Genomic DNA, 15,017 nt, shown 5'->3' with positions numbered 1-15,017 from the left:
GCTCTACGTTTTAGTTATCGAAAATATCATCAATTTTATTAGAATGTATGTCTTATTTTCACACACTCTATAGAAAAACCCGCCATAGCGGGTCTATTTATCGTTCAGCTCTTGGATCAATGCAGGCAATTCACGTATATCCTGCACTACATAATCGGCACCTGCCTGTATATACTCCTTTCGCAGGCGTGCACACAGTGCTTCCTTTTCCTGTGTGCTGAGTGCTTCGTATTCCGTTTGCATCAGCCCCATCAGAGAGCTTCCCTCCAGAATACCGACAGAGATAACACCTGCCGCAACGCCTTCCTTAATATCGGAGATCGTATCCCCTACCTTAACGGCTGCGTGTACATCACGGATATGCAGCTGCTTCAGGTTCTCAAAAATCATATACGGATACGGTCTTCCATAGTTATCCACGCTGTTCGGTGAAATCCAGAAATCCGGAGCATATCCCTTTTCCTTTGCGACACGCGTTACGACCGCCATCATCTGATCTGTATACCCAGTAGTAGAACCGATTGCCAGTCCCATAGCCCGCAGCCTTGCGATCGTTTCCACGACATACGGCTTCGGATCGGCAAACTGATCCAGTATGCTCATCAGCTTTTCCGTAAAGGTATCATGCATTGCATCGATATCCGCTTCCGTTACTGCACGGCCGTGTGCACTTTTCCACAATCTCTTAATTCTCGGCATTTCCAGCATGGTCTTGATGTGATCACGCTTCAGCATCCCCATCGGCTTTCTCGTTTCCTCCATCGTAACCTCCATGCCAAACGCATGAAATACCTCCGCAAATGCCTGTACCGGCGCAAAACAGCCGTAATCTACCGTCGTTCCTGCCCAGTCAAATATAATTCCCTCTATTTTCATATCAGTTTCCTCTGCTTTCCATATACTCTTTCATAATCTGTGCCAGCCGCAGGATATCCTCCTCATAAATCTCACCGATCGTTCCAATGCGGAAGGTATCCTTATCCGTCAGCTTTCCCGGATAAATTGCATAGCCTCGCTCCTTGATAAAGCGATACATCTGTGCGAAATCAAAATCTGTATCCGGATACAGGAAGGTTGTGATGATTGGACCCTGTACCGCCTTTTCCACATAAGGAAGGAAGCCAAGCTTACCGAATTCCTCAATCAAAACATCACGGTTATGTGCATAGCGTTTACTTCTTGCAGGAATACCGCCTTCCTTTTGCAGCTCCTCCATTGCCTTGGCAAATGCCAGAACAACATGCGTAGGAGAGGTATAGCGCCATTTTCCATCCTTCTCCATGCCTGCCCACTGATCGTACAGGTCCAAGGACAGACTGCGGGCACATCCTCTGGAAGCGATCAAAAGCTCTCTTCTTGCGATGATAAAGGAGAAGCCCGGAACACCCTGAATACACTTATTGGCCGAGCTTACCAGAAAATCAATATGCCAGTCATGCATCGGAATATCCACGCCGGCAAAGCTTGACATCGCATCCACGATAAAGACCTTATGATACGTCTTAGCCAGCTCACCAATGGATTGAATATCATTGAGAATGCCGGTTGTCGTTTCGCTGTGAATCATTGCAATATGCGTAATTTCCGGGTGCTGCTTCAGTGCTTCCTCTGCTTTCATTCGATCCGGTATTTTATCATAATCCTGTGCAATATGAACGCAGCTAATGTGATGATAGCGACACATTGCGGCGATTCGTTCCCCATAGGCACCATTGCTGAGCAGCAGCAGACAGCCATCGTCAGGAATCACGCTGGAAATCACACTTTCCACCCCGAAGGTTCCGGAGCCCTGCATCAGTACAGTTGTATATGCAGTCTCATCGACATGTGCCAGCTGCAGCAGCTCTCTTCGGATTCGCTGCGTAATCTGCTTATAATCCTCATCCCATGTACAGTGATCAAACAGCATTTCCTGCTTTACACTGTCTGTTGTCGTAAGTGGTCCCGGTGTTAACAGCTTGTATGTTTTCATTTGTCTTCTCTCCTTATTTTCTACAGCCTTCAAAGAACGCCTGATGCTCTTCTAAAAGCTCTACACTCAATGCTCTCTTAAATACCCGCGGATATTTGCTTGCATATTTTTTCTCCACCTGTTCACCTTCATAAAGTGCAGTTGGATAGGTATACAGAATATCTCTTCTCCCATTTTCCATAATGCAGCGTGCCATTGCCATTGCCGTCTTATTCACATTTTCCTTTTTTACAACGGCAATGCTTTCCGTAAGGGAATAATTTCCTTCAATCGGGTCAATACAGTCGATGGGAAGCCCCTTTTCCTTATCCGCAAGTGCCTGATGCCGCAGTCCGAAGGCAATGCCGACCTCCCCGGAGCGCACCTTTTTCAAAGGACCTGAGCCGCTGGATTCCAGATGCGGACCGACATTGTCGAGGATTGCAGTTAGAATTTCTTTCCCCTCTTCTTCTCCATAGGTATCCAGCAATGCCTGTACGAGCAGCCAGCCGGTACTGCTTGCCTTGATATCCGGTATTGAAATCATTCCCTTATATTTTGGATTCGCAAGCTCCTTCAGTGAGGACGGCACCGGCAGCTGCTTTTCCTTCAGTACACTCGTATTCACAATCATCGCTCCCTCCAATGCCGTCAGCGGAGTATCGTAATCGGAATAGGTTTTCAGTGTCGGCGTCGGGAAGGTCAGCTTATCAAACATGTCATTTTTTTGTTGGGCACTGTCAATATAATAGGAGCTCATCGTAATAATATCCGCTTCCAGATTCTTACCCTCCGCCATGATTTTTCCACCAAGCTCACTTGTTCCAAACGATTGCAGAACATATTGATCCTGAAAGCCGTTTTCATCCAGTGCATGCTGTATCGCTACCAGTGCTTCCTCATCCGCATTGGAGTAAATTACTACAGGCTCCTTTCCCTGTCCGAATACGAAGGTAAACAGCACAACACCGCCGGCAAGAATGCCAAGTGCATATTTCTTCACACGGACACTTCTTGCTTTCTTCTCCTCCTTCTTCTGTGTAACGAAGAGAATGATTCCCTTTACCAGCAGATTGGTCAGAAGAATCAGTAGAGACAGAACGAAAATCTGATCAAATTTCGCAAAATGCTGCAGCTCCTTGATCTTGGTTGTCAGCACTGCTGTTTTTGCACCGACAATGAAAATCAGGGCAGAAATCGTCACCATGGAATTGATAAAATAATAGCTGAACATCTCCAGTATCGTGCTTTTGGAATTGGGAACGACCACTCTTCGAATCGTTTTGAACCAGCTGTCCCCCATCAGCATAGCCGTTGTTTCATAGGAGGTATTCAGCTTTCCCAGTGTGTTCTTCGCCATCACATACGGTGTGGAGAAGAAATGAATCATATTACAGAGAATAATGATCCAGAAGGTGCTCTGCAGCGGTGTGCCGCTGAATGCGAACAGGAAGGCAATACCGATGACCATTCCCGGTATGGTATTGGCAATACTGCTGATGGCATCAATACTTTTTCTGCACAGCACAGGAAGCGTGCTGCGTGTGGTCACAAGGGCAGAGCCATACGCGACCAGCGTTCCGGCAGCTGCCGTCCCCAGTGCTACTATTAAAGAATTGCGGTAAACCGACAGTAAATTGGCACTTGCCAGCGTGTCTGTGAAATGCTGCAGGGAAAAGCTGATATCATACGGCCATTCCTTTACAAACGGCAGCAGAATAATGACAGCAAATACCAGAGCAATACCACACAGGACAAGACCGGAGCCAAGGCCGCACCACAAATCACGCCCCTTGTTTTCCGGCAGCTCAATGCTGCTGATTTTATTGTAGCGAACATTATAGCGCTCCAGATAATTCAGAAGAACGATACTGATGATGGAAGGAAGCAGCATCATCATGGCGACAACCGCACCGTTGCTAAAGTTCGGGATGGAGCCGAGCATTTCATTGTACAGCGTGGTTGCGACAACCGCAAACTCGCCACCAACGGCCGCCGGGATACCAAAGTCGGTAAAGCTCAGAAAGAATGCCTGAAGAAAGGCTGCCGCAAGGGTTGGAATCATCGGTGACAGGGCGGTCATCCAGAAGCGCTTCCCTCCGGAATCCCCCATGATTTTTGAAACGATGATAAATTTCTTATCAATGAATTTCATCGTATTGTTCACAAGCAAAAAGGCAATCGGCAGCGTATAGATCACATAACCGATCAGAAGACCGTTGAAGCCATATATATCAAACAGCTGCACATGCAGCAGCTTACTCAGCAGTCCCTGCTTTCCAAATGTATATATAATGGCAAAGCCATAGGTGATCGTAGGCAAGAGCATCGGCAGAGTGGCAATACTGCGGATTCCCTTTTTCAGCCGCTGGGATACATTTGTATAATTGATGGTGTAGGCCATTAGAAAGGCAAGCAGCGTTGTCACCAGGGCACTGATACCGGATACCGTAAAGCTGTTGCCAAAGGCGTTCACAAACTTGCCGCTGAAGATCAAATCACGGTAATGCTGCAGTGTCAGTGAGGTTCCGCTTTCAAAGGATTTATACAGCAGCATGGCGACCGGCATAAAGAGAAATACGAGAAACAAAGCCGCCAGAACCACATAGATTCCCTTTAGCTCCAGCTGCTTTTTATGCATAGGTTTCTCCAAACAACGTAAAGATATTATTGCGTTTGATTTCCAGCTGGTTCAGGATGAATTCCTTCACGAAGCTGTTTTGCGGATGCTCGATGATATCCTTCGGCTTCGCATACTGCGAAATGCTGCCATCCTTCATGATCAGCACGCGGTCGGACAAGGTCAGCGCCTCCTCCGGATCATGTGTGACAATGATTGTTGTCAGGTGAAATTCCTTGGCGATCGTTTTGATCTTCTCCTTGATGCTTTCCTTGATAACACCATCCAGCGCACTTAGCGGTTCATCGAGCAAAAGAATTTTTGGTTTCATGACCATGGTTCTGGCCAGTGCCACGCGCTGCTTCTGACCACCGGACAGCTGGTCGATGTGCTTATCCAGATGCTGAGAAAGCCCCAGTAGCTCAATCAGCTCATTCACCTCCTGCTGTGTGGAAATACCGGGCTTATTCTTCAGACCATAGGTGATATTTTCATAGGCGTTCAGATTCGGAAACAGGGCATAGTCCTGAAATACGATATTGAAGCCGCGCTCCTCCATGGATACTCCGGTGACATCCTGTCCGTTGAATACCACACTCCCGCTGTCAATTTCTGTAATGCCCAGTATACAATTCAGCAGGGTTGTTTTTCCGCTTCCGCTCGGTCCCAGAATGGAAACGATTTCCCCGGTTTCTATCGATAGACTGATTCCGTTGAGAATCGATGTCTGATCATACGATTTCTTCAGATTATTCAGTGTCAGCATACTTCACTCTCCTCATCGCGATGGTTTTACTCGCTTGTGTCCATTATAGAAAAGTGAAAAAAGATTACAATAGCTTTCATCAAGTGTTAACGTCCTCTTTACGAACCCTTAACATTTCATAAATTATGTAAATTCTTTGTTATATTTTCTGTTTTTCATGTAATTTGTTCATAAAAACACAACAAAAAGAGCTGCTATTTAATAAATTTGTAAATAACAGCTCCTGTATGTTCATAATACGATTTCTTTGGCAGAAAAATGAAAATCATGCTGTATGCACGCAATGACCGTGTTCTTTTTTATAATTTTCCGTGTCCTGCTCATATACGATACAAGAAAGATGGCACTACTGCATGAAGAAACGATGCAACGTCACTGCGCTGCAGCTTACCTTTGTATGAATGAAAAGCTGCCATTATGCGTTTGCATTCATGTATCATTCTTTCCCACTATTTTGGCATCAGCCCTATGAACACATCAATTTCCTTTTCTTAAAATCAACCATTTTTTTTATATGTTCGTTCTCTTCGTTTAACTGATAAAGAAGCCCTCAACAAGCCTGCCGGTTCCACCTTCATATGGAGCCATTTCACGAAAGGCAATCAAATGTATGATTATAGCTTCCGCTGTCTATGCACATATTCAGTACAAAAGCCTCCCTGCAGCTTTCCATACAAAAGCCGGTATCAATATCCCCATTGCCTGCTTCAAGTTCACAGGCAACATGGTGAGCATAGATAACAGGGTTACTTCTTCAGGGGGGATATTGCTCACTTGCTTACTTATATAGTGTTTTCCATACATCCATAACAATCGTCTCAGCAATTTCCCATCCTTCCATCCCCTAATGCGATTTCTACTGCACGCTTTGCATGAATACACGTTGTATCGAATACAGGGATGGAAGAATCTGATTGATGAATAAGAAGTCCGATTTCCGTACAGCCAAGAATAACACCCTCAGCTCCTCTGGACTTCATGCGCTCTATAATGCTCTGGAATTTTTTCCGTGAGTCCTCCTTTATTTGACCAACGCAGAGTTCATGAAAAATGATATGATTGATCACTTCAATCTCCGTTGCTTCAGGAACGATAACCTCTATGCCTCTCTCTACCAGTTTTTGCTTATAGAAATCCTGAGTCATCGTATATTTTGTGCCTAACAATCCCACTTTATGAATATTGTGGTTTAAAAGCTCCTCTGCTGTCGCATCTGCAATATGGATGATGGGAATATGAATCATGGATGCGATTTGAGGTGCAACCTTATGCATAGTATTTGTACAGATCAAAATAAAATCCGCACCGGCAGCTTCTAATCCCTGAGCAGCTTTCCCTAATATTTCTCCGCTTTTCTTCCAGTCACCTCTTGACTGGCATTTTTCAATTTCATCAAATTCCACACTGTGAAGAATAATTTTTGCTGAATGCAGTCCGCCAAGCTGCGCCTTAACTCCTTCATTGATAATTTGATAATACGGGATTGTACTTTCCCAACTCATTCCACCAATTAAGCCAATTGTTTTCATTTTTAACCCTCCATAGCTTTCTATTTGAGTATATCACGATAATCATATACCACAACAACTCGTAGCCACCAGCTGTGCCAGAATCTCACCTGAGTAATAAAAGCATATTCTGTTTTATAAGATTTAAAATATCGCCTGACACTTGATCCGCTCAGACCCGTGTCATTGATGGTATTCAATAAAATTTCTGAATATCAACTGCATTTTCCTGTCGTTTCTTCAGAATGAAATAACTCATAATCAAAACGGACAGGTATACAACTGCAAATGCTAAGGTATGAACGATCCCTATTGGATAAGGAGAAATCCACCCTTGCCTGAAAACTAGGTCTGCAATATATCCGGTCATGATAGATACAGGCATAAAAACGATTCCATTGATAAGAATCCACGCAATATAAATCGGAGCCTTTTCTCTGGACAGTATGCTTGCTATAAAAAATCCGGCAACACCTACTACTTGAACGATCATTGCTCCCCAAACAGCTTCCATTGTCTGTTGCGCATACCAGCCTCCAAATGCACAGAACAGACCTATTACAACAAAAGCTGCTGATGAGATATAAAGTACCTTACTCGCAAGCTCCCTGCTTTTTTGTTCTTTGCTCTCTACCGTCTGAATGCCCTTTAGGATATAATCTGTTGTAACTCCAAAATAATCACTCATTATAATTATTTTTTCTACATCCGGTGTACTCTGATCACTCTCCCATTTGGAAACAGCCTGTCTGGAAACACCTGCTTTCTCAGCAAGCTCCTCTTGTGAGATTCCTTTCATTTTTCTTAAATATTGTATTCTTTCCGCTAACTTCATGATCAGCACTCCTTTCATGATGCGATTATAGCAAGTATTCAGTTGCATAGCCACTATGCAAGCATGGAAATGTGTCAACCCGTAGTTGCAATGAAAAAAAACATAAATAATAAAAGCTTATGTTAATTGAAGGCGGAGTTTAGCAGTCTCTTGTTTTGCCTCTGTATATCATTGGAATAAAGCGTATCCCCATAACAGTTTGTTCGGTTTTTGTGTCTTTGAAGCCCAAATGGTGATAAATTTCCATGGCATAAGGAGATGCATTTACAGTTAACTCATTGGAAGAAGAATTTTTTAATGCTGCTTCAAACAACCTTCGTCCGATTCCCTGTCGATGATATTCACCATCAACAAAGAACAGCGCTATATGACTGCCGTTGTTTCTAGTCGCAATTATACCAGTCAGTTTTTTGTTTATATATGCCCCCCAGATATCCAGTTGGTCCATAAACTCCTGATTATGCAATGCAGTATCAAAAAACGTTTTTATCCCCTCATCCGTATAATCCGGTGCTTCAAATTCCATAAAAACCTTTGTAACCAATTTGGTTACATCTTCAAGATGCCGGTTTGCAATGCGCTGTATATTCATTGTTAACAGCCTCCTATCATATAAACGACTGATGCCGGTTTATCATTCTGTACATTATATCATACTGCTTCAATATCGTCATTTCTTTCTGCTTTCGATGAATTGTTTAGCCGTCAACGCTTTATAAGAATGCTATTTGATATGTTCTTTGCAGCAAATTCTTAAACTCATATCCTTTGTAGCATTCACGATACTCATAGAAGTTTTCATTAAAGTCTTTCCGATATGAAAAGAGCAGCTATAAAATAAAGAGGAAATTACAGCCCTGCTATTAACATAATAGAAAACAGCTCGGTACATGCAGGATAGCTTCCTGTATGATTTTCTTGTCTTTTCATGCAGTGATATACAATACAACCAGAATGGTGATGTGCAAGGGATAGAAGGTATAGAATAACCATTTTGGCAGGGCTCCTTTTTTACCGTTATAGCAGGATAACAGTGGCAGGGACAAAGAAGCGTAGAGGATATACAGGAAAGCATACAGCAGATCATCTGCCTGAAGGCTTTGTCCCTGTATAAGGAGAGTAGAGGCTTCCAACAGGATGACCCCTCCCAGACGATACAGACGATATTCATCACTTCCGCAATAGCAGACAAAAATCGCCAGAACACCAAGGGCACCGTAGTCTGTTTGCAGGACATATGCGATAAGCATGCAAAGAGGCAATGGTAGGAGGGAGAGCTTTTGAAGCGTTTGTCTGCTTCTGAAAGCATCATAGGCCATAATAGCTGCAGCTCCCAGAAAAAGGGTGAAAAAAATGTTCGTTAAAGCGAAGTGCAGAGTGAGCGGAGCATCCAGTAAAATGCAGATCATATACTGAAAGGGAATTTCCGATATCAGCCCCATAATCAGCAATCGAATTAGATAGGCACTGCGATTGTGAGTCCTATGGCAGCCCTCCGCTATGAAAAATGCAAAGATCCAGAAGGAGGCGGCGCCAAGCATACCGATCAGCTGAATTCCCCATTGAATGGCTTCCTGTGTCAGCGTGGTATGTACAAGAAGAAAATCCCGTACATCAAAGCAGAAAATTTTATATATATGGTCCAGAAGCATCAGACCCATTGCGATAAGCTTCAGTGATGCCTGATTCAGTATTATTTTCTTCATCTGTATTCTCCTATCGATATATCGCTGTTCTTGTCGTTTCCACCAGCTTTGCACCTGCTTTTCTCCATAAATTTACCCAAGCTGTACGTATTCTCATTATAATATACAAAGCACCCGCTGCCAATAGCTGACCTCCACAAAGAAATAGATGCTCTGAAACGGAGAAACACTTGCATGACAATAGACAAAAAACAATCTGCTCAGATTCTCTGCCCTCTTCCATATGTATTACAAAAAAGAAACAGGTGCAGGCTAAGCCCGTTCCCTGTTTCTTCTGTTGCACGCAGGCACATTTCATTTCATTCCATGCCCGCAACTTTATACCTTTTCTGCTTCCTTGCGCGTCATATCCTGATACAGCTCCATATCCATCAGCTCCAGCTGACGGTCAACCATGATGGCATTGGTCAGTGACCCGGATACATTCAGCATGGTACGCATCATATCAATAATGGGATCGATTGCCAGAATTGGTGTTATGAAAGCAAAGGATGCTCCAAGGCCAACACCGGACAAACCGACTGAGGCCGCCATGGTACTGGTACCTGGGATACCGGCAATACCAATGGAGCCGATGGTAATGACAATGATGGACATGATGATCAAACTGATATCAATCGGTGTACCGCTGGTATTTGCGACATAGACAATCAGGAGCGCCGGAAAAACTCCTGCACAGCCCTGCATACCGGCCGTTGTTCCAAAGCTGGATACAAAGCTTGCGGTTCCCTGTGACACCCCGAGCTTCTGTGTCAGTGTGTCAATCGTTGCCGGCAGAACTCCCAGAGAGCTGCGGGAGGTAAAGGCAAGCAGTAACAGAGAATAGCTTTTTTTCAAATATGTGATCGGATTGACCTTGAAAAAGGAAATAGCGAGCAGTTGAATCATGAGCTGTATGATACATGCAATATACAGAATCACGATGAACCTTCCAACCTCCAGAATACTGTTCAGACCGCGCTGTGCAATCGTATTTGCCAATAATGCCAGCACAGCATACGGCATTCCCTTAATAATCGTCATGGCAATACTGATGATAATCTTGTGCAGAGCATCAGTCAGTTCATAAAACACCTGGATGGTATCGGGATACTTTTTCTGCATACGGCGTGCCGCAAGCCCGAAAAATGCGGAGAAGATTACCAGACCGACAACATTGCTGTTGACCATGGCTTCCACAGGATTGGCAGGTATCAGATTGCGCAGAGTCGTCACAACCGGTACGACCTCCTTCATCTCTCCGTTTGTGATGGATGCGGCACTTCCGCTGCCTCCAAGCTGAAAGACGATTCCCAGTGTCAGACCGACAACAGCGGCAACGGCCACCATGCCCATGGTAGTAAGAATACTGCGTTTTACAAGCTTGCGTACATTTTCACGCTCATCCATATGAAGGATAACATGAATGATGGAAACCATGACAAGCGGAATTACCAGCATACGGATAAAATCAATGAAGCCGTTACCGATAAGCGAATACCACAGTGTCGTTTCATTCACAAACGGAATCTTCATCGGGTCTACCGCAAAACCGGATACCGCCTGCATGGCAAGTCCCAGTGCAAGACCGAGCACAGTCGCAATCAGCACCTTGCTGGAAAAGCTGAATTTTTTCTTTGGAAGCTTATATACTGCAAAAGCCAGCAGCAGATAGGCGATGAGAAACACAATGGTTTTCCACTCACTGATCATCAGAAACTGGCTTAGAAATACGTTTTTCATAAAACCCCTCCTCGTTGTACCTGACTATCATATACAAGCAGCTTTATTTTTTCAAGTCATATGCTTACTGCTCTTTTATGTTATGAACCATATCCAAGTTTTTATACCTGTTTTTTTATCATATGCTGTTTAAAAGCCCTCGGTACAGGCGAAGACAGCAGCTTGCTTTCCTTAACCCACATTTTGCAGGCATGAAAAGGAAATGTGCATTTTTGAGAACATCTGCAAACAGAAAAACGACCTGCCGATAGCAAGTCATTTTGTACTTATTCCTTTGTTTTTTTCGTATCCGCATAGGTTACGTGGACCAGATAAAGTCCTTCCGCCTGTGCCTTATACCGGCACAGATGCTTATCCTGTCCATACAGCATCTGTTTGACATCCGCAACATCCAGACGATGCTTGCCTGCTTCAATCAGGGTCTGTGCGATCATACGCACCATATAGCGCAAAAATCCGTTCCCCTCGAACACAAGGCGGACAGCATGCTCCTCCTGTACGATATCCAAACGAGTGATGGTTTTGACCTTTGATTTGCGCGGATCAAGCTTGCTGCTGGTGAAGCTCGTAAAATCATGGGTTCCCAGAAACACTCTGGCACATTCACTCATACGTTTCACATCCAGCACCTTGCGATCCTTCCCCATATAATGATAATAAAACGGATTGTTCACATCCGTTGTAATCAGATAATCATAGCGCTTGCTTACCGCATGAAAGCGTGCGTGGAAGTCATCCTCCACAAGACATACATCCTGTATCCGGATATCGTGAGGAAGCAGGGAATTTAAAGCACGCCTCCAGTTCTCCGGTGCCAGATCCTTAGCGGAATCAAAATGAAATACCTGTCCGAGTGCATGCACATGGGCATCTGTTCTTCCACTTGCCGTAATACGGATAAAGTTGCCTTCGATTTTTTCCATGGCTGCTTCAATTTCCTGCTGTATGGAATGCGTATTCGTCTGCCGCTGCCAGCCTCCGTAGGCAGTGCCGTCATAACTGAGTGTTACCTTATATCTAGGCATACAGCATCATAGCAACCATTGCAGCGAAAACCAGAACAGATGCAATAAGCAGAACATAATCTCTGCCTTCCATCTTCAGCTGCTTATAGCGCGTCCGCATACGGTTGGGGATATAGCCTCTTGCCTCCATGGCATAGGCCAGATCCTCAGCACGCTGGAATGCAGATACAAACAGCGGTACAATCAGAGAAAGAATCGCCTTCACCTTTTCCATCAGGCTTCCCTCCTCCATATCCACACCACGGGACGCCTGCGCCTTCATGATGCGCTGTGTTTCTTCAATCAGCGTTGGAATAAAGCGTAGTGCGATGGAAATCATCATGGCGATTTCATGAGCAGGTACATGAATGACCTGAAACGGCTTCAGCAGGTCTTCGATTCCCAGCGTCAGCTCCAGCGGCTTTGTGGTGGCAGTCAGAATTGTGGTAATCATAATCATTAAGGCAAGACGGATAACGATATACAGGGTCTGTGCAATTGCCCCGGTGTAAACAGAAAATCCGAATATGGTAAACAGAACATCCCCGTCACGGATGACCAGCAGATTGATGATGAGCAGAAACGTCAGCATGAACAGCATCGGCTTCATCGCTCTCCATAAAAAGGACAGCTTTAAACGTGCCAGCAGAGCAGTTCCGATGACCGCAGCCGCAATGATACCATAGCCCGCATAGCCGGCCGGAATAAAAATTGCGATCATCATGATCAGCATGGCACCGATTTTAGCTCTGGGATCCATATGATGAATAATGGAATCCAGCGGCAGATATTTTCCAAGTGCGATATTATTCATGCTTCTTCACCTCACAAGCGACAGCCGCAGCCAGCTTGTCCATGTCCAGCAGAGTACGGTCGATGGAAAAGCCGCGGCGAATCAGCTCTTCCCGAAGCCGTATCACAGCCGGGGGATTGATATTCAGCTCCTGCAGGAGCTCTACGGTTTCAAAGAAGGACTGCACATCACAGTGCTTTTTGATGCTTCCATCCTGAACAACGACAACCTCTTCACAATATTGTAATACATGCTCCATATCATGTGTTACGATCAAAACGGTTTTTCCGTATTTCTTATTCATATCCACAAACAGCCGCATCATATCGCTGGCTCCCTGCGGATCCAGTCCGGCTGTCGGCTCATCCAGCACCAGCACATCCGGGTTCATGGCAAGGATTCCGGCAATGGCAATTCTTCGCTTCTGCCCGCCGGATAAATCAAATGGGGAGCGCTGCAGGTAGCTTTCATCCAAACCGACGACCTTCAGTACCTCCTTCGCACGCTGTGCCGCTTCCTCAGCACTGACGCCGAAATTCTTCGGTCCGAAGCTGATATCCTTTTCAATGGTTTCTTCAAACAGCTGATATTCCGGAAACTGGAACACCAGACCGACCAGACGGCGCAGCTCCTTCAGATTTTTTGGCTTGCTTCCCGCCGTAATTGTTTTATCAAGTATCTGAACTTCGCCCTCGCTAGGCAGCAGAAGGGCATTCAGATGCTGTACCAGAGTAGACTTACCACTACCGGTTTCTCCGATAATGGCTGTTACCTTTCCTTCCGGAATCTCCAGATCAATCCCCTTTAAGGCCGCATAGGAAAACGGAGAATCCGCATTATAGGTATGTGCTACTTTTTGAAATGTAATCGGCATACTTCATCCACCACCTTTTCCATCGTTGTGCAATCCTTCATATCCACACCGTGTGCACGCATGGCCTTTGTGAATTTCAAGGCAAACGGTATATCCAGCTGAAGCGCAATCAGCTCTTTTTCTTTTCTTAAAATATCGTCGGGAAGTCCCTTCATAACCACATGTCCACCATCCATGACGATGACATAATCCGACTTACTGACCTCTTCGATATCATGTGTTATGGAAATGATCGTTATATTGCTTTCCTTATGAATTTCCTGAATCAGCTCGTTAATTTCCGCTTTTCCCTGCGGATCCAGCATACTGGTGGATTCATCAAAAATAAGAATCTGCGGAGACATGGCAAGAACACCGGCAATCGCCACACGCTGCTTCTGCCCGCCGGACAGCTTGGTCGGTTCACTCTGCATATATTCCGTCATTTTTACCTTTTGTGCAAAACGTTCAATAATCGGCTGCATTTTTTCCGTTTCCACCTGATGATTTTCCAGACCAAACGCGATATCATCCGCAACGGTAGCGCCGATAAACTGATTGTCAGGATTCTGAAAGACGATTCCGACCTTATCGCGAATATCGTACAGGGTGTCTATGCTCAGCTCATCCTGATCCACATAAATATGTCCCTGATCCTTATCCAGCAGACCGATCAACAGCTTAGCAATCGTTGACTTACCGCTTCCGTTATGTCCGATAATGGTTGTATAGCTTCCCTCTTCAATCGAAAAAGAAACATGCTCCACTGCATTTGTTTCCTTATCATAAGAGAATGTCAGATCCTCCACACGTATTTTTTCCATGTTCTCACCTCAAAATTATAGCGTTTTTATTATACAACGAATCGAAAGTGAACACAATAAATCTACTGTGTAAAACAAAACTAACAACACAAACCATGGATTCTTCCTTATATGTATGAGGTTTCTTCAAAGACATCCTTATGAGAAACATCCACTTTACAGAGAAAAGTACGTACATGCAATCATAGAAATGCTAAAATAACATATATTAGATTTTGTCCAGCTATCACTTGCATGTTCCCACATGAAATATACACGCTGTATACAATAAAATACAAAACATATTATGCATTTTAAACGATTGTTCCGTAATTTTTATAAGTATGAATTTTTCCTTGCAAACCAGTAAGTGAAATGAAAAATATTTCAAGATGGATGATAAAGAACCTGCACTTAGAAATTAGGCAATCATTAAATTCGATTTAAATGTATTCA

Annotated in this window: 13 protein-coding genes; all 13 read right to left on the bottom strand. The window is 44.4% G+C overall.

Annotated features, from left to right (window positions below; all coding sequences use genetic code 11):
- Window positions 1–93: 93 nt before the first annotated feature.
- The gene (gene phnX, locus ACG3M1_RS04550) at window positions 94–876 is read right to left on the bottom strand and encodes a phosphonoacetaldehyde hydrolase (protein ID WP_008817018.1); all 783 of its coding nucleotides are present in this window, start codon (window positions 874–876) and stop codon (window positions 94–96) included.
- Between the two features lies 1 nt (window position 877).
- Complete coding sequence (gene phnW, locus ACG3M1_RS04545; RefSeq protein WP_009269748.1) at window positions 878–1,972, bottom strand: 2-aminoethylphosphonate--pyruvate transaminase; 1,095 nt, start codon at window positions 1,970–1,972, stop codon at window positions 878–880.
- A gap of 13 nt (window positions 1,973–1,985) precedes the next feature.
- Window positions 1,986–4,592 carry an ABC transporter permease subunit gene (locus tag ACG3M1_RS04540; protein WP_008817020.1) on the bottom strand — a complete coding sequence of 869 codons (2,607 nt, stop codon included), beginning with the start codon at window positions 4,590–4,592 and terminating at the stop codon, window positions 1,986–1,988.
- On the bottom strand, window positions 4,585–5,337 hold the full coding sequence (locus ACG3M1_RS04535) for an ABC transporter ATP-binding protein (RefSeq protein ID WP_008817021.1): 753 nt from the start codon (window positions 5,335–5,337) through the stop codon (window positions 4,585–4,587). The genes ACG3M1_RS04540 and ACG3M1_RS04535 overlap by 8 nt, the downstream gene beginning before the upstream one ends.
- Window positions 5,338–6,155: 818 nt before the next feature.
- Entirely contained in the window at window positions 6,156–6,866 is a 711-nt protein-coding gene (locus ACG3M1_RS04530) for an aspartate/glutamate racemase family protein (protein ID WP_008817022.1), read from the bottom strand.
- A 175-nt stretch (window positions 6,867–7,041) separates the two neighbouring features.
- Entirely contained in the window at window positions 7,042–7,680 is a 639-nt protein-coding gene (locus ACG3M1_RS04525; protein WP_008817023.1) for a helix-turn-helix domain-containing protein, read from the bottom strand.
- A 139-nt stretch (window positions 7,681–7,819) separates the two neighbouring features.
- Window positions 7,820–8,272 carry a GNAT family N-acetyltransferase gene (locus ACG3M1_RS04520; protein WP_008817024.1) on the bottom strand — a complete coding sequence of 151 codons (453 nt, stop codon included), beginning with the start codon at window positions 8,270–8,272 and terminating at the stop codon, window positions 7,820–7,822.
- A gap of 334 nt (window positions 8,273–8,606) precedes the next feature.
- Window positions 8,607–9,386: a TraX family protein gene (locus ACG3M1_RS04515; protein ID WP_008817025.1), complete on the bottom strand. Its 780-nt coding sequence runs from the start codon at window positions 9,384–9,386 to the stop codon at window positions 8,607–8,609.
- Between the two features lie 318 nt (window positions 9,387–9,704).
- Window positions 9,705–11,108: a cation:dicarboxylate symporter family transporter gene (locus tag ACG3M1_RS04510; protein ID WP_100933846.1), complete on the bottom strand. Its 1,404-nt coding sequence runs from the start codon at window positions 11,106–11,108 to the stop codon at window positions 9,705–9,707.
- A gap of 266 nt (window positions 11,109–11,374) precedes the next feature.
- On the bottom strand, window positions 11,375–12,133 hold the full coding sequence (gene truA, locus ACG3M1_RS04505; protein WP_008817027.1) for a tRNA pseudouridine(38-40) synthase TruA: 759 nt from the start codon (window positions 12,131–12,133) through the stop codon (window positions 11,375–11,377).
- Window positions 12,126–12,926: an energy-coupling factor transporter transmembrane component T family protein gene (locus ACG3M1_RS04500; protein WP_009269751.1), complete on the bottom strand. Its 801-nt coding sequence runs from the start codon at window positions 12,924–12,926 to the stop codon at window positions 12,126–12,128. The genes truA and ACG3M1_RS04500 overlap by 8 nt, the downstream gene beginning before the upstream one ends.
- Entirely contained in the window at window positions 12,919–13,779 is an 861-nt protein-coding gene (locus tag ACG3M1_RS04495; protein WP_009269752.1) for an energy-coupling factor transporter ATPase, read from the bottom strand. The genes ACG3M1_RS04500 and ACG3M1_RS04495 overlap by 8 nt, the downstream gene beginning before the upstream one ends.
- Window positions 13,755–14,582 carry an energy-coupling factor transporter ATPase gene (locus ACG3M1_RS04490; RefSeq protein ID WP_009269753.1) on the bottom strand — a complete coding sequence of 276 codons (828 nt, stop codon included), beginning with the start codon at window positions 14,580–14,582 and terminating at the stop codon, window positions 13,755–13,757. The genes ACG3M1_RS04495 and ACG3M1_RS04490 overlap by 25 nt, the downstream gene beginning before the upstream one ends.
- Window positions 14,583–15,017 lie beyond the last annotated feature (435 nt).

It is taken from the genome of Clostridium sp. 10cd* (genome assembly GCF_044336395.1).
Classification (GTDB): domain Bacteria; phylum Bacillota_I; class Bacilli_A; order Erysipelotrichales; family Erysipelotrichaceae; genus Clostridium_AQ; species Clostridium_AQ innocuum.
Note: the sequence above shows the minus strand (reverse complement) of the source record. Positions and strands in the feature narration are given on the sequence as shown.